Raw genomic sequence first — 15,627 nt, 5'->3', positions numbered from 1 at the left:
TACTTTACGGTACTTTTTCCCTGAGGTCTAGAACTTGTTTTAGAAACCTGTTCTATATTTTTTGAGCCATTCGCAAATGGCGTTGGAAGTTTGCTCAAGCATATGCCAATGGAATGTAATTAGATTTTAGAGATGTCTGCCTGTTGCTGAGCCTTGCGTTCACTGTAGCGATCCGTGAGGTCATCCACTTTATCGCGAAGCAGCAAAGTAAACCGATACAGTTCTTCCATCACATCCACCACACGATCACGATAAGCCGAGTCTTTAAACCGTCCATCCTCATGAAATTCCTGATATGCCTTGGGAACAGACGATTGATTAGGGATGGTAAACATTCGCATCCACCGACCCAGCAGCCGCATTGTATTGACCGCATTAAAAGACTGGGAACCCCCGGAGACCTGCATCACTGCGAGTGTCTTGCCTTGGGTTGGCCTTACAGCTCCCAACTTCAAAGGAATCCAGTCAATCTGGGTTTTCATCAACCCAGAAATATTTCCGTGGAGCTCTGGACTAGACCAAACCTGACCCTCTGACCATTGGACGAGGGTCAGCAGCTCCTGAACTTTGGGATGGGAATCGGATTCAGCACCATGTAATGGCAGTCCCCGAGGGTTAAAAAAGCGCACTTCTGCCCCCATCTCTTCAATAATGCGAGATGCTTCTTCTGCCAGAAGACGGCTGTAGGAACGCTCTCTTAGAGAGCCATACAGAAATAAGATCCGAGGTGGATGATCAAAGCTCATCTGTTATCTAAACCTGAAGAATATAAAAGTTACAGAGATCCTAAAGTTTGAAAGCCCACCTTTGAAAACGGTGGGATGAAGAACGAGTTTGTGCGATTACGCGCCATCAGTCTTTCCCTTCAGACTCAATATACATTCAGTGCTGACGCTTTCTTTTGCGGCGCTGCTTTTCTAACCGTTGCAGGATCGTCGCAATGCCAAACACACCACAGAAACTGATCGCCAACAAGATGCCAAATAGCTGCCAAGGGTTAGGTCCAGCGCTGGATAGGTTTGCAGGAATGACCGTTTGGCATAAGGGATAGAGGAAATTTCGGCCGCCCAGATCATCTGGACTAAGTTTCGGCAGCGGCTCAGCAGCATCCCCCAAACTGCTATTCATAATGGCTGCCGAGTCAATTTGGGAGACTAATTTCAGGGTCTTGGTAGGCTGTTGACAGTCAATCAGCATCGAATTGCCAGGGATCTTATCCGTATCAAAGTTACGTTGGGGAAACTCGTTCGGGTGATCTAACGCTAGAGCATGACCCACCTCATGAATGAGCAAAGACTCAAAGTGGTTACAGCCGGAAATAGGGGTTTGGGTATCGAAAAAGTAGCAACTACGATTGTTGAAAACGATATCAGCACTGGTAATGGTTTTGCCAGAAACGGGCTGTCCCTGCATACCAATGGGAGTTTCATTGGTGAACCAAAAGCTAGTGTAGGCCCCAAAGTTTGCAACTAGGGGATAGTCTTCAGGGCTGCGGACAAACAGATCAATCTCTGCCCCAAACCCTCGCCACGGCTCCCGCGCTCCATCTGGGGGGATTTGGGCAGCTAGGCTGGTCACTGGCGTAAATTGAAGGACAGGATGATTGTCTCCCCAGTGATCTAGGGCTTTTTGAATCTCCGCTTCGATTTGGGCACAGGTCGGCGGTTGAGGATCTTGAAATAGGGGAATGATCTGGGAGCAAAAGTCGGATGCGATCGCATATTCCAATCCCTCTCCCAGTCCTCGCACGTTAGACAAAACCGAACCCGGCACATTACTCCAGCGAGCCGCATCCTGCAGATCATCCGCAAAGTTATTGGGCGTATTGTTGGTAAGGGCATTATCCGTGACAAATCCAAAGGCTGGCCCACTGAGTAGAAGCCAACAGCAAAACATGATGCTTAACCAACGTTTCCATCCCCCTTGATTGGGCATTGTCCCCCTCGTTAGCCGTCAAATTAAGGAATAGGATGATGAACCGTCACGAGCTTGGTTCCATCAGGGAATGTGGCTTCCACCTGAACTTCAGGAATCATCTCCGAAATTCCATCCATAACATCGGCCCGACTGAGCAGCGTGGTGCCATAGCTCATTAATTCAGCAACGGTCCGTCCCTCTCGTGCCCCTTCTAAAATACCCGCAGTAATATAGGCCACCGCCTCAGGGTAATTGAGCTTTATCCCTCGGTCCTTCCGCCGTTCTGCTAGCAGTGCCGCTGTAAACACCAGCAATTTATCTTTTTCCTGGGGAGTGAGTTGCATGGATTACCTCGTTTTAGAGTGGCCAAACACGGGGGGGACAGGCAGGGCGTCCCAAATGGGTGGATCGCAAGAGATTCCACACCTGTATAAACCATTGGCGGGCCGCTTGACTAGAGGGACCACGATATCGACAGATCAACCCCAAGGGTAAGCGAGTGATCCCCCCCTCAGCAGCATCTGTGGGCTGCCAAAGTTCACGAGCTGCCTGAATCGTCTTGGGTTCTACCGCCTGCCCGACCCAAAGAAAGCTGCCAACGACCGGTTGTCCAGCCAATCCATGGGGGCTATACCAAATCTCTGGTTGTCCCGGCAACCACTGGCGATCAATCCAAAGAGGAGTGCCTTGCTGCCAGATTTCAGTCTGGGATCGCCAATCCCCCTGGGTAAACTGTTCACCTCGGGCACTGCGACCAAATCGAGTCATCTCCCAACCGCAGTAAATAGCGTCTGGCCCCAGATCAACTCGAAAGGATTGGCGAAACTGCGCTTGATCAAAGACGATGGTTTCTAAGGGCAGCCATTCTAGAACTGCATTGGCAGCCAGCTCACAGTGAATCGTTTGTTGAGCAGCATACCCATTAGAACGATAGACTTTGCCAGCCGATGTTGTCGTCAGCAAGGCGTGGGATTGGGGCTGTAGATCAACATGAATGGAGAGACGATCTCCTCCCACCATTCCCCCTGCGGTATGCATCATCACACTATGACAAACTGGCCCTTCGGGATAAAAAGGGCGTTGCAGATTGAGAGGAGCTTGATGATAACTACTTTGAATCTGAGTTTGGTGAGCTGTTTTCTCATAAGTCAAATTCAGGCGACCATGCCAGCTCGCTGAGTCTGGCTGTCTAGCAAGTTGCTGCATTCAATGATTAGGGCAAGATTTATAACTATCAAGATAGATAGGTTTTCAATAACTTATCACTAAATTTATATGACCGAATCTTTTCTATTTGAATGATGGGACAATCTCATCCTCAATTTAGTTCTTGAATGGAGTTATTACGTTTTCTAAAACCTATCCCTTCTTGGTTTTAACTCTGATCAATAACTGTCATAATGCTTACGCTCACGTTGTCTTACTAGTCCGTCTGTCTATGTCAGATCAAGATAAATACTCTGTTTCGCCTGCCCGAGATACTGAGAATATTCGTAAGAATTACAATGACGATGCCCACAAGATGCGGGCAAAAGCGGCTAAAGCACGAATTAAAGCCAAGCAGAAGGAGGAAAAGGATGCCCGGCAAAGAGCTGCCATTGAAAAGATCCCTCCAGAGCATCGCATTTTGGAAGATTCCCTTTAAATCCATGACATCAGCAGGGGAAGTGTGAATGCGATCTCATTCACACTTCCTCAAGTTTTAGCGCTATCCTCAACCCGTTAAACTTGGACGATTCGATAGTCTGCAGATAGGCTGTTGGCAGTCCCCGGCTGAATCTCAATCACCTCATTCGCTGCATTTGCGGTCTCTACACAGACAAATTTTTGATAATCATCATCCTGTAAGTCAGCCATCTTGGCGGCATTATCCACCCAAGGATTCCAAACCACAGCCGTTTGACTCCCTGAAGCCGTAATTTCGATGCGGCGGTTAAGAGCTGGATCTGCAATCGCTAAGTCTGAGGAAGCCCCTAAATAAATCCGATCCACCTCTTCAGCGATCGTAATCTGGCCAGCTTGCTGTTTTTGCAGTCCCCCATCGACTTTATCAATGTAGGCCTTATCCTCCAGACCTTGAATACTGAGGGGCGCAATATCTCCCACTTGAAAATAGGTATGAAGGGCCTGAGTAATCGAAAACGGCTGATCACCTGTATTGCGAGTTACCAGTTCAATAGTAAGGGTGGAACCTACCGTAAATTCAATGGATAGTTCGAAGGATTGGGGCCAAATCTCTCGGGTTTCAGGGGTATCCACTAATCCCAGTTTGACCTTGGTCTCTTGATTGGGTGTGGTAGACGTGGATTTCACAGCCCACAACCGATTGCGCACAAATCCATGACTGGCTCGCCCTAAACCCTCGGGGTCAGGGCCAAACCAAGGCCAACAGATGGGGGCTCCTCCTTTAATGGCTTTGCCTGCCTGGTAATAGGCTTTCTCGCTGAGAAACATCAAGTCTTCAGGGGCAGAAGCAGGTTTGTAGGACAAGACTTGCCCAGCATAGATAGAGATCACCGCTTGGGCATGAGTGTTATTAATCTTGATGACGGGAAGATCGCCCTTGCCAAGGCTGAACTGAAGTTGATCGGCAATACCATAGTCCGAATTGAGCTGCTCAATATTCATAGGGGAATGCTGTCGAAGTTGCTAAAAAATATAGGGAATGTCAGGATTGTCAGGCTCACCAGTCGGCTTAGTGAGATCCTGGTCCTGGCACTAAGACTGTACCGGACTTTCACCTCATTAACCGTAATTTAAGCTGACCCTTGTACAAGTGGAAATGGCTTTTTATAAGCAATAGTTACAAGCAGTTTTCACAGTAGTGGTGTTGCCAGATGATTCAGTCAGAGATCGAGTCTGTTCCTGTACAACCCCTATCCCAACGCCTGATTGAATTAGCCAAGGTGTTCTTGAAACTAGGAACTATCGGCTTTGGCGGCCCCCAAGCTCATATCGCCATGGCCAATGACGAAGCGGTCGTTCGCCGCCAATGGCTGACGCCGGAACAGTTCACGGAAGGGTTGGCCGTTTGCGAAATGCTGCCTGGTCCTGCATCAACCCAGATGGGTATTTATATTGGCTATGTTCGGGCAGGGCAACTAGGAGCATTAGTATCCGGCTTCTGCTTTATTGCACCTGCCTTTTTAATTGTGGTGGCTTTAGCTTGGGGTTATTTTCGCTTCCAAGGACTGCCTCAGATTAATGATATTTTCTTGGGGGTTTCACCGGTGGTGATTGCCATTATTCTGGCCTTTTGCTGGAAGTTGGCGAAGAAAACCCTAAAGGATTTTGTGGGGATTGGCATTGCGATCGCAATCTTTATCCTCACCCTCACCACCTCCATCAACGTCTTAATCCAATTTATTTTGGCTGGACTTATAGGGCTCTGGTGGTTCCGCCCCCGAGGAACGGATCATTCTATCCGGGGTTGGTGGATACCGCCTACTCCTTTGTTACTGGCTACTCTACCAGTGGACACCCTGACCCTCTCTAGCTTTTGGGGACTCGAACGAATCGGTGAGTTCCTCCTCCCTCTAACAACCTTTTTCCTTAAGGTGGGCAGCTTTATCTTTGGGGGTGGTCTGGTCATCATTCCTTTACTGGAATTTGAAGTGGTCGAAAAGTTGCACTGGTTAACCCAAACGGAGTTTATCAACGGCGTTGCCATTGGTCAGTTATCGCCAGGACCTGTGGTGTTAACAGCAGCATTTGTCGGCTTTAAGGTGGCAGGTGTATTGGGAGCCTTGGTCTCAACGATTGCCATTTTTGCCCCTTCGTTTGCCTTTATTATGTTGGCGGCTCCTTTGCTTGTGCGAGCCCGAGAGAATCCCTGGATTCGGGCTTTTTTAAAGGGAGTTACGCCTGCAGTACTGGGTGCGATCGCAGCCGCCACCATCCCCCTCCTCAGAACAACCTTGACTCAACCAACCCTGTTCTATTCCATCACTTCTGGGGTAATTGGACTCCTCGCCTTAGAGGCCTTGATCCGCTACAAAGCTCCCACCTGGCTTCTAGTCCCCCTCGGTGCGGGTTTAGGATTAATAGTGGGAGTCATGCCTGCCTAGATTAAGACTGCTTATGGAAGATAAGGTTTTGGGGACAAAGACCTTTGAGTAAGGTTTATGACAACAGATACGGCTATTCAATCCAAAGACTCAACAGGGTTTAGTCCAGAAAAAACCAACGTTCTAAGCATCAACAAAAATTAAACCAACAGAAAAATCGACGGTAATTGGCTCAATATCAATCAAAATAAAGATAGAGCTAATATAAAACCTCTAAGAATATGAAAGCCAAAAAAACTATTACAGCTCTATGAGGCTGGAGAACGAGATTTCCAAGACATTAATTTGCACGGAGAATCGCTTAAAGGCCAGAATTTATCAGATGCGAACTTTTGTGGTGCAGATATTCGGGGTACAGACTTCAGTCAGGCATGCCTTAAAGGTTCAAGTTTCAGACTAGCAAAAGCTGGCTTGCAAAATAACTGGCTTCATATCTTCGGTATCACTGCATACTTATTAACAGGCTTAAGTGGCCTATTAGCAGAAGGAATTAGTGCTTTAGTTTTCACTAATTCTTTTGGGTATTGCCTAGTAATTTATATCATCCTAATCACTCTTTGGATATTCGAAATTCAGAAAGGATTTAAAACATTTCTTTTTAGCTTTATTTCATCTTTATCTATTTTTTATCAATGTTTTTTATCTTTGTCTATATTTTCTTACCAGTAGTAGATCAAGAGACAAATAAAATCTCGATCATCATTCTTTTGTCAAGCACTATTCTCAGCTTTTGTATTTTCTTCGCGTTCATTAAATTCAAGTCCTTGAAGACATACCATCGAAGACTGCATGAGTCGATGTTTTTGTATGCTTTCTTGCTCCTCCCTACTTTTTTTTGAACTGTTTACCAAGAATCCTGACAAATTCATCTTAGGTTGTATTTATTTTTTTTAACAGCTTTTGGATATCATTTTTAATCTCTACTGCCATTACATGGATAATTTTTTTGTATGGGCATTCCATTCTTTTTTTTTCCTATATTCTTCAAGATGATATTGGAGTTGCAACCGCTATTTTAAGTAGTTGTATAGGTATTGCCGTAGCATTTACTGCCATTGATAATGCAAGTTTGTTTTCACTACTTCTTCCATTAACAGTAATTACTCTTAGTATTTATATGACAAGGGGATTCCTATCCATACAATACAAAGATTCCCCTATTGAATCTCTTGCAGTTGCGATCGCTTGTATGGGTGGTACCTCTTTCCGAAAGGCTGACTTAACAGATGCGAGTTTTAGCCAAGCGGATTTAGGATGTACTGATTTTAGGCAGGCAAAATTAACACCTACAGTTCTCACTCAAACAAAGAATCTAAATCGGGTCCGTTCTTCAGATTCTTATTATCAAATTTGTCAAAATTACTTCGGTCTATTCATACAGATATTGACAGACCAAAAAACTCCCTAGCAGTGGGTGATGACTAGTTTTGATTATTGTTTGTTCAATCGAGTGCAGCCCACTTCACTAAATGCCCATATACTGCCAACGGCTGAGGGCTTAACATTTTAGATTGAGCTATAACTCTCTCTAACAAGAGATTTGAAGCTCATGAAAAAAGTAAACTTTCAACTCGTTCTGAGTATAACAGCACTTACTAGGGGAGATAGCAGAACAATTAGTCCACCTAAAATACCCGCAAAAATCAAATAGTACAGCGTTGGAAAAAAGACTTTTCGAATCAGCAGTCCTTCACATCCTGCCAGACCAACGGTCGCTTCAGCCGTGACAATATTGGATACACAGATCATATTGCCAGCGGAGGCTCCTACACACTGCAGCCCTAGGATGATCGCCGTAGATACATCAATTTGGGATGCAACCCCAAATTGAAACAGCGCAAACATCATATTGCTAACGGTGACGCTCCCGGCCACAAAGGAACCCACCATCCCCACCATCGGGGCGAAAAACGGCCAGGATTGTCCGGCAAGGGTTGCCATACCGTCCGCTAGGGCCAGTGGCATACTCGCTAGACCAGCAGAATTGATACCTGTATTGATAAACACTCGCGCCATTAAAACTGCTGAACCCAGAGCCAAAGCCGTCTTTTGCAAGATCGGTAGAGTTCGCATCACAGCCCGCTGCATTGATTGCATAGACATCCGATGCAGGAAAAAAGTGATCATTACCACCAGGATAAAGACCGTCGGGGGAAGGTAGAGAGGCCGGGTCGCAGCACTGACTTCTGTCCCCAAAATATGGGTCCAGGTTAAGGACAGAGACTGCAGCCCCCTGCGAATGGGCAAAAACTCCAGACGCGACAATAGCAAAAACAACCCCAGTAACCCATAAGGCAACCAAGCTTGGCGAGCAGTCAGCATACTTTTGGGTAGGGTGTTAGACAAGGACACAGCCTCTGATTCGCGGGGAAAACCCCAAAGGGTTTTAGGGGTAAACAGCCCCCTCCGAGCAGCGGGAATCACAATCCCCAAACCAACTAACCCCCCGATCAAGGTGGGAAATTCCGGTCCTAGAAAGTAAGCCGTTAGGGTATAGGGAACGGTAAACGCGAGTCCTGCAAATAAGGCAAACTTCCAGGCCCTTAAGCCATCTAGAACAGATCGACCCTCTCCAAATCCAGCTGTTAGCACCATCACTAAAACAAGGGGTAGAAAAGTGCCGACCACGCCATGAATCACACCCGCCCATTGCCCAATTAAGGTCAGATACTCCGGTTGAGTTAACCCTAAATCAACCAGCTGTTGATTAACTGCAGGCACACCGTCTAAGCCCGCATCAATACCAATAATGATCGGCGTCCCCACGGCGCCAAAGGTCGAAGGTGTACTCTGAATAATTAACGCAGCCACCACGGCTGCCATCGCCGGAAAGCCAATGGCAACCAATAACGGCACGGTAATCACGGCAGGAGTGCCAAACCCGGAAGCCCCTTCAATAAAACTGCCAAACAGCCAGGCAATGACAATCACCTGCACCCTGGGATCTCGGGAGATCCCTAATAGACTTTGGCGAATGGTTGCGATCGCACCCGATTCTTGCAGGGTATTGAGCAACAAAATCGCACCGAAAACGATATATAAAATCTCTGTCGCTGCCACCAATCCCTGAATACTAGACGCGGCAACTTCCACTCCAGGAACTCGCCAAACTCCCAAAGCAACACCAACCGTCACCAGATAAGACAAGGGCATGGCTTGACTCGCAGGTCGTCGAGCAACCACTAACAGCAAGAATACTGTTGCAATGGGAATCAACGCGACCAACGAGTATAAGAAATATCATTTGGGTTTATCCAACCCATGCTGGGTTGGATGACATAAAGGGCTAAGCACCTAATAAAGCAGATGTATCTGTCTGCTCACCGTCTTGAATAAATAGGTATGAAGTCATTAAATAGGTATGATATGGAGCCACAAAAGCGACCGACCTAATTATGGGCGTAATTGCCTAGAATTTCGGCCAACCCAGGAACAGCTGCTTCCACATCACCTTTCACCGATTTTCGAACTTTTTTATAGGTCGCAATGACAATCTTATTCTTAGCCACACTCAACTTGTGATCCGTCACGCCTAGCAATACATCTGCAGTCTCAGCAGAGTTTTGACTCAAGTGCCCCACCGGATCTCCAGATTGTAGTCCTGCAGCCCACATTGGATCAAGCGCGTCTAAAGCTTGAGGCACTAAGCTTTTCAGGGCTCGAGGAATATACCCTGGTCCAATTCCTTTTAATGCTTTATAAGCAGTCTTAATGGCTAGGCCAGACATTCCCTTTTTGGCTGCGACTTGCTGATCCATGAGTTGAGCACAATCGGCAGCAATACTAGCCTGAGTTTCTTCGTCTTGGACTTGATCTCTCAGCGTCATAGTTGCAATTCCTTAACTCCGAATTTTTCTTTGGTAAATTTTGCCTAGGATAACAAACCGTTGTCTATTCTCAGAAAACTTTGCAGTTAAGCTCAATATTTTTGAGTCAATTCAAAATCGGCCCTTCCTGTTTTAAGCAAGTTTACCCAGTATAGCCAAGGCCCATCATGGCCTTCAAGCCAATATCTAGAGGCAAAAATTCGAACCATAGTTCATTTTCAGAGAAAGAACTAATCGCCTTGAAAACCGTTTTTAGGTATACAGAAAAAATTCCGTCACACCACTATCGATACAACGGAGCAACAGGATGAACTAAATCTATCAGCACATCACTTGTTCAGGGGATTTTTTTCTCATTTTTTGAAAAAAATAGCCAATCCCCCAATCTGTATGAATGTACTCGGGTTGTTTGGAACTATCACCGATCTTGGAACGCAGCCGGGACACATTCACATCTACCACCCGTAAATCTGCATAGTGGTTGGCAGAATAGCCCCACACTTGCTGCAAAATATCTGAGCGAGAAACGGTCTGTCCAGCTTTGGATACCAATAGCTTGAGGACATCAAATTCGATGCCAGTTAGCTGAATTCTTTGGCCGTGTAAGTACACCTGTCGCTTATGGGTTTCAATCCGCAATGGACCAATTTCCATAATCACCTGCTCAGCAGCATGACTTGCACCTGCTTTGCCTTGACCGGGAACTGTACGCCGTAAAATAGCCTGGATTCTACTTTCTAGCTCCTTAGGAGAAAAAGGCTTGGGTAAATAGTCATCTGCACCTAATTCCAATCCCTTGATGCGATCGCTCACTTCCCCTAGAGCCGTCAACATAATAATAGGAACGCCGGTTGTTTCGCGAAGAGTCTGGCAAACCTGCAGCCCATTCATTCTGGGCATCATCACATCTAAAACAATCAAATCAGGTTTTTCAGCTTCAAATTGCTCTAGTGCCTCAATCCCATCAGCAGCAACCACAATTTCGTATCCCACCATCGATAAGCGGGTTGCCAAAATACGACGAATCGTTGCTTCGTCGTCAACAATCAAAATTTTATGTTGCCTACCCAAGGGACCTAAATCTCCAGACTATTTTAAAAACAAATTGATAAGCGCAAAAACGAACGACACGTCAGCAACTCCAATGGATGTTGCTTAAAAACATGCTGACTAGGTGAACAAAGTGGAGAACCGGTTATAAATAATTATAATTTATAATATAAGTTAACATTCTGCAAGAATAAATGCCTCCTTTCATATTGACCCTAAATACACTAGAACCCTTTCCCCAAAAGAAATTCAGGGCTGATCTGCATTATTTGTAATGTAGATCAGCCCTGATAGCTTCAATGTTCAATTATGAAAATCTTGACAAGGTAGCTGCCCAAGCCACCACAGGGATTGCCCCCTATCGAAAGGCAGATTGAGCAGCCAATTAACTCTAGTTATTGAAGTTATTTAAACTCAAGGGAGCACGAAACTCCATTTGTACAGATGTTGGGTTAAACAGGATTACTGATTTACCCGAACCTTTGCCGCCAAGCAGGCTCCCCAGCCCTAATAGGCCGCCACTTGACTGCTCTTCGCCAGAAGCACTGACACCACGAAGAGATTGACTTGCCTCGGAAGACGCAATCACGTTCCCCTGAAAATCAGTTGGACTTAAAGAATTTAAGGAGGATGGAGAAATCCCCTTCGAAGCAGCAGTGATGGGATAAGTTTGAGTCCCAATCACAATTTCATTGGCAACAAATTGAGCACCTTCTTTGCCATTGACAGTCATAGGTATGATTTGGCCTCTGACTAAACTTCCTTCCGGCACCAAAACTTCATTTTGATTGTTATAAAGAGATCTCCCCGTTTTCAGTTCAACTGGAACCGTTTCACCCGGAACCATGATATACCTGGCGTTATCTGTCTGGGAGGCCAGGTCAACCTTGGTCCCGGTATCAACCAGATAGAGATTGGTAGAGTTAGGATCTACAAATGCTGTGGTTGAACCGGGTAAAAACTCAAAATCAGCATTGAGTTTCATGCCAATAAGATCGGGCTCGACCAGAATGACTTCGTCCGTGTTGTCAGACTGACCCAGAACTTGTTTACCTAAGGTTTGTCCCGTCTGAATCACACCCGGAAGTAAACTACCTGCCCCAACTTCACCACTAATTGCTAAATCTAAAGCAGCTGATGCCGCTACGGTGGAAATACTTCCAGTTAAGTCAGCGACGCTGAGAGAACTCTTTTTACGGGCCGCAATGGGGACTGAAGAAGCATTGACGGTATAGGGCGTATTACCAATGAGTATTTTGTTGGCGGTAAATTGAGTTCCTGTCGTCTTATCGATGGCAAAGGGCTGGAAACGACCAACAATCTTACTGCCTTTTGGAATAACAACCTGTTGACTAGTATTCACCACATCTTCGGCGACAATAAACGTGGTTTCCACATTTTCGCCCACGGTCATCACTAGATTGGCACCCGAGTCTGCCCCCTCTAGCTCAACGGGAATTTCAGTACCGACGGCTAGGGTGCCTGTCCCAGATTCTGTAGGTGTCGCAGGCAGAGATCCGCCCTGAACGATATATTGCGACGCGGGGAAGTTGCTGCCAATCGGTGCCAAGCGTCCCTGACTCACTAACGCTTGATAAATAAAGGCGGCAATATCGGCCCGAGTTGCTTGTTGATTCGGGTTTAAGTTAGCTGCATTCGGATAATTAACAGGAATATTGCGTTGCGTCGCCGCAGCAACACCCGGTTTAGCATAGTTAGGAATTTGGGCTGCATCGTAGAAACGGAGCAAGGTGCTATCCACCCCCCCCACGGGTTGAATCTTTAATCCACTGGCAATGGCCACCAAAGCCTGGACCTTAGGAATTTCCTGATCCGGTTGGAAGGAGCCGTTGGTATAGCCCGACAAGAACCCAGTGGTATAAGCATAGTCAATGGCGGGTGAAGCCCAGTACCCATAGCTCACATCCTTAAAAGGGCGTGAGGGGCGAGTCGCAGGAGACTTAAAGGCTTGGCGGACAATAGCAGCAAACTGAGCCCGTGTCACTGGCTGGTCAGGTCGGAAGGAGCCATCGGGAAAGCCGCTAATAATATTTTTTTGAGCCAGGGTATCGATGAACGGTTGAGCCCAATTGCTACTAACATCCGTAAATTGGGACTGAGCAAAGGCAGAGCGCGTAGGAACAGGAGCAACAGCGATCACTGAAGTTAGACAAGCGACAGCCACTGCACGCTGAGGAGCACTAAACATGTTTCTAACACCTTTTTTAGGACTGGATTGAACAGGTTGAACTGTGTATTCCCCAGGTCAATAAAATCCCATTCCAGTTTTGACGAAAGGTAATGCAGGGGGTTCCTGCATTGTTGTGAAATCCATACTCAAGTTTCATGACTACTCGTGGGACGTATTTTTTCAGACCGCAACACCATTTTCTGTTGGAACAGAGTCCAGTAAGCTGAGTGACAAATTCCAATATCCAAAGCTGTAGTCTAAAGAAAGGATCGCTATCTTTAATAGATCAGTGGCCTTGGCATAGTTCCTCGGTGGACAAACTTGAATCACATCCTTTTTACGGGGTTCTGTTGCAATGGGTTCCTCCATTCCTCACAACATCATTCCCAATGGGTATGAACTCCTCGAAATTCTGCATGAGGGGAAAAATACGCTGGTCTATAGAGCCCGGCGCTTGAAGGAGAAAACCTCCGTTGTCATCAAAACGACGCCTCCTCAGATGGCCTTGAGGTTTTCAGATCACCTTGCTTTTCGGAATCAATTCACCATCGGCCAGACTCTGAATCATCCTGGGATTATCCAGATTCTGGCATTAGAGCCTTGCCACCAAACCTATGCCTTAGTCATGGAAGACGTGCAGTGGACTCCCCTGTCTGAGATGCTGCAGTCTTCTATCTCCTTAAAGGATGGGTTAACCATTGCCCTGCAGCTCGCAGATATTCTGCATTATCTCGGTCAACAGCGTGTCCTCCACAAAGATATTAAGCCCGGTAATATCCTGCTTCATCCCCAAACCCTTCAGGTTAAGCTGATTGATTTTGGGATTGCCTCACTTCTACCTAAAGAGACTCAAGAGATCAAAAATCCCAATGCCTTGGAAGGCACCTTAGCTTATATCGCTCCTGAACAAACAGGACGCATGAACCGTGGGATTGATTTTAGAAGTGATTTTTATAGCTTAGGCGTCACACTATTTGAACTGTTTGCCGGGCAGCTGCCTTTTCAGGCGGATGAACCCGTGGTTTGGCTGCATTGCCATATTGCTCAGATCCCCCCTTCCCTAACGGAATTTGGCGTGCCAGGGGCTGTGGCAAATCTTGTTGCTAAGCTACTGGCTAAAAATGCTGAGGATCGCTACCAAAGTGCTTTGGGATTGAAGCATGATTTGGAATGTTGTCTGACTCAGGTGACTGCAGGAGAAGAAATTGAGCCCTTTAAATTGGGGTTGCGAGATGTTTGCGATCGCTTCTTGATACCGGAAAAACTCTATGGCCGTAAAGCTGAAGTCAAAACCCTGCTGGATGCCTTTGACCGAGTTGCTCAGGGGAGTTCAGAGCTAATGTTGGTGGCAGGCTTTTCTGGGATAGGCAAAACAGCAGTCATCAATGAAGTCCACAAACCGATTACCCAAAAAAAGGGCTATTTCATCAAGGGAAAATTTGATCAGTTCAACCGCAATATTCCTTTTTCAGCCTTTGTGCAAGCGTTTCGTAGTTTAATGGGCCAACTGCTAGGGGAATCAGATTCGGATTTAGCGCATTGGAAGACCCGAGTTCTAGAGGTTGTGGGGGAAAGTGGCCAAGTTCTGATTGATGTCATTCCTGAACTAGAGCACATTATTGGCAAGCAACCCACCGTACCAGAACTCTCAGGAACCGTAGCCCAAAATCGGTTTAATTTACTTGTTGGCCAATTCACTCAAGTATTCTCCACTCAAAACCATCCCCTAGTCATTTTCTTGGATGACTTGCAATGGGCAGATTCAGCCTCCTTAAACCTTCTGAATCTATTGATGGGTAAATCAAAAACAGACTATTTGCTAGTACTTGGAGCCTACCGAGATAATGAGGTATTTTCTGCCCATCCACTGATGCTGCAATTGGATGAGCTGAAACAGCAGGGTTCTTCGTTCCAAACATTAGCTCTAGCGTCCTTAAGCCAAAATGACATCAATCATTTGGTAGCGGATACACTTCTGTGTGCGCCTGACATTGCTTTACCACTATCTGAGCTGGTGTATCAAAAGACCCAAGGAAATCCCTTTTTTACTACCCAATTTTTACAAGGACTGCACAGTGATCAGCAAATCACTTTTGATACTGAAGCTAGATATTGGCAATGTGACCTGACTCAGGTGCAGCAGTTAGCACTCACAGATGATGTAGTCATGTTTATGGTGGGGCGATTACAGACTTTACCAGCGTCCACGCAGGAGGTGTTAAAAATTGCGGCTTGTATTGGCAATCAGTTTGATTTGGATACCTTGGCTTTGGTCTGTGAGGACAATAAAGAGCAGATAGCGACAGATTTATGGCCAGCCTTAAATGATGGCTTGATTCTTTCACAAAGCGAAGACTACAAGTTCTTCTCAAACAACAATAATGATACTGACATCGGAATTAAACAGGACATAACCGTCAGCTATCACTTTATGCATGATCGTTTCCAACAAGCTGCTGATGCTCTGATTCCTGAAGAAGATAAAAAGGAATATCACCTAAAGATCGGTCAGCTTTTATATAAAAAGAGGATCGATCAAGATCAAAAAAATCAGCATTTTTAATATTGTTAATAG

The 15,627-nt window shown here is 46.0% G+C and carries 14 protein-coding genes; 5 read left to right on the top strand and 9 right to left on the bottom strand.

Annotated elements, in window-relative coordinates; genetic code table 11:
* Positions 1–119 precede the first annotated feature (119 nt).
* The 4 genes from arsH to HRE53_RS22800 all read right to left on the bottom strand — a co-directional run bounded on the left by arsH (position 120) and on the right by HRE53_RS22800 (position 3,123).
* Positions 120–746: an arsenical resistance protein ArsH gene (gene arsH, locus HRE53_RS22815; RefSeq protein ID WP_212665445.1), complete on the bottom strand. Its 627-nt coding sequence runs from the start codon at positions 744–746 to the stop codon at positions 120–122.
* A 136-nt stretch (positions 747–882) separates the two neighbouring features.
* The gene (locus tag HRE53_RS22810) at positions 883–1,935 is read right to left on the bottom strand and encodes a hypothetical protein (RefSeq protein ID WP_235108063.1); all 1,053 of its coding nucleotides are present in this window, start codon (positions 1,933–1,935) and stop codon (positions 883–885) included.
* Between the two features lie 23 nt (positions 1,936–1,958).
* Complete coding sequence (gene ureA, locus HRE53_RS22805) at positions 1,959–2,261, bottom strand: urease subunit gamma (protein WP_212665443.1); 303 nt, start codon at positions 2,259–2,261, stop codon at positions 1,959–1,961.
* A 13-nt stretch (positions 2,262–2,274) separates the two neighbouring features.
* The gene (locus tag HRE53_RS22800; protein WP_235108062.1) at positions 2,275–3,123 is read right to left on the bottom strand and encodes an urease accessory protein UreD; all 849 of its coding nucleotides are present in this window, start codon (positions 3,121–3,123) and stop codon (positions 2,275–2,277) included.
* Positions 3,124–3,355: 232 nt separating this feature from the next.
* Between HRE53_RS22800 and HRE53_RS22795 the strand changes: the two genes are divergently transcribed.
* Positions 3,356–3,562 (top strand): hypothetical protein, encoded by a 207-nt coding sequence (locus tag HRE53_RS22795; protein WP_212665441.1) that lies wholly within the window; start codon positions 3,356–3,358, stop codon positions 3,560–3,562.
* Positions 3,563–3,639: 77 nt separating this feature from the next.
* On the opposite strand, the gene HRE53_RS22790 is transcribed toward HRE53_RS22795, so the two are convergent.
* The gene (locus HRE53_RS22790; protein WP_235108061.1) at positions 3,640–4,545 is read right to left on the bottom strand and encodes a D-hexose-6-phosphate mutarotase; all 906 of its coding nucleotides are present in this window, start codon (positions 4,543–4,545) and stop codon (positions 3,640–3,642) included.
* A 209-nt stretch (positions 4,546–4,754) separates the two neighbouring features.
* On the opposite strand from HRE53_RS22790, the gene chrA reads away from it, so the two are divergent.
* From chrA to HRE53_RS22780, 3 genes are all read left to right on the top strand, one after another.
* Positions 4,755–5,984, top strand: a complete 1,230-nt coding sequence (gene chrA, locus HRE53_RS22785) for a chromate efflux transporter (protein WP_235108060.1) — start codon at positions 4,755–4,757, stop codon at positions 5,982–5,984.
* A 285-nt stretch (positions 5,985–6,269) separates the two neighbouring features.
* Entirely contained in the window at positions 6,270–6,653 is a 384-nt protein-coding gene (locus HRE53_RS34955; RefSeq protein ID WP_315875871.1) for a pentapeptide repeat-containing protein, read from the top strand.
* Between the two features lie 277 nt (positions 6,654–6,930).
* Positions 6,931–7,392, top strand: coding sequence for a pentapeptide repeat-containing protein (locus tag HRE53_RS22780; RefSeq protein WP_235108059.1), 462 nt, complete (start codon positions 6,931–6,933; stop codon positions 7,390–7,392).
* A gap of 158 nt (positions 7,393–7,550) precedes the next feature.
* Here the strand turns inward: HRE53_RS22780 and HRE53_RS22775 are convergent, their stop codons facing one another.
* The 4 genes from HRE53_RS22775 to HRE53_RS22760 form a co-directional block, all read right to left on the bottom strand.
* The gene (locus HRE53_RS22775) at positions 7,551–9,200 is read right to left on the bottom strand and encodes an L-lactate permease (RefSeq protein WP_235108058.1); all 1,650 of its coding nucleotides are present in this window, start codon (positions 9,198–9,200) and stop codon (positions 7,551–7,553) included.
* A 173-nt stretch (positions 9,201–9,373) separates the two neighbouring features.
* A complete protein-coding gene (locus HRE53_RS22770) occupies positions 9,374–9,811 on the bottom strand; it encodes a DUF6918 family protein (RefSeq protein ID WP_235108057.1) in 438 nt (145 codons plus the stop codon).
* Positions 9,812–10,132: 321 nt separating this feature from the next.
* Positions 10,133–10,882 (bottom strand): response regulator transcription factor RpaB, encoded by a 750-nt coding sequence (gene rpaB / locus HRE53_RS22765; RefSeq protein ID WP_212665435.1) that lies wholly within the window; start codon positions 10,880–10,882, stop codon positions 10,133–10,135.
* Positions 10,883–11,252: 370 nt separating this feature from the next.
* On the bottom strand, positions 11,253–13,070 hold the full coding sequence (locus tag HRE53_RS22760; RefSeq protein ID WP_235108056.1) for an S-layer homology domain-containing protein: 1,818 nt from the start codon (positions 13,068–13,070) through the stop codon (positions 11,253–11,255).
* A gap of 337 nt (positions 13,071–13,407) precedes the next feature.
* On the opposite strand from HRE53_RS22760, the gene HRE53_RS22755 reads away from it, so the two are divergent.
* Positions 13,408–15,615 carry an AAA family ATPase gene (locus tag HRE53_RS22755; protein WP_235108055.1) on the top strand — a complete coding sequence of 736 codons (2,208 nt, stop codon included), beginning with the start codon at positions 13,408–13,410 and terminating at the stop codon, positions 15,613–15,615.
* Positions 15,616–15,627: the final 12 nt, after the last annotated feature.

Source organism: Acaryochloris sp. 'Moss Beach', assembly GCF_021497025.1.
GTDB classification, from domain to species: domain Bacteria; phylum Cyanobacteriota; class Cyanobacteriia; order Thermosynechococcales; family Thermosynechococcaceae; genus Acaryochloris; species Acaryochloris marina_A.
Note: the sequence above shows the minus strand (reverse complement) of the source record. Positions and strands in the feature narration are given on the sequence as shown.

Coding starts and splice junctions, on each gene's coding strand:
- HRE53_RS22790 (WP_235108061.1), bottom strand. CDS start 4,545: ATGAATATTGAGCAGCTCAATTCGGACTATGGTATTGCCGATCAACTT.
- HRE53_RS22800 (WP_235108062.1), bottom strand. CDS start 3,123: ATGCAGCAACTTGCTAGACAGCCAGACTCAGCGAGCTGGCATGGTCGC.
- HRE53_RS22810 (WP_235108063.1), bottom strand. CDS start 1,935: ATGCCCAATCAAGGGGGATGGAAACGTTGGTTAAGCATCATGTTTTGC.
- chrA (WP_235108060.1), top strand. CDS start 4,755: ATGATTCAGTCAGAGATCGAGTCTGTTCCTGTACAACCCCTATCCCAA.
- ureA (WP_212665443.1), bottom strand. CDS start 2,261: ATGCAACTCACTCCCCAGGAAAAAGATAAATTGCTGGTGTTTACAGCG.
- HRE53_RS22795 (WP_212665441.1), top strand. CDS start 3,356: ATGTCAGATCAAGATAAATACTCTGTTTCGCCTGCCCGAGATACTGAG.
- HRE53_RS22760 (WP_235108056.1), bottom strand. CDS start 13,070: ATGTTTAGTGCTCCTCAGCGTGCAGTGGCTGTCGCTTGTCTAACTTCA.
- HRE53_RS22770 (WP_235108057.1), bottom strand. CDS start 9,811: ATGACGCTGAGAGATCAAGTCCAAGACGAAGAAACTCAGGCTAGTATT.
- arsH (WP_212665445.1), bottom strand. CDS start 746: ATGAGCTTTGATCATCCACCTCGGATCTTATTTCTGTATGGCTCTCTA.
- HRE53_RS22755 (WP_235108055.1), top strand. CDS start 13,408: ATGGGTTCCTCCATTCCTCACAACATCATTCCCAATGGGTATGAACTC.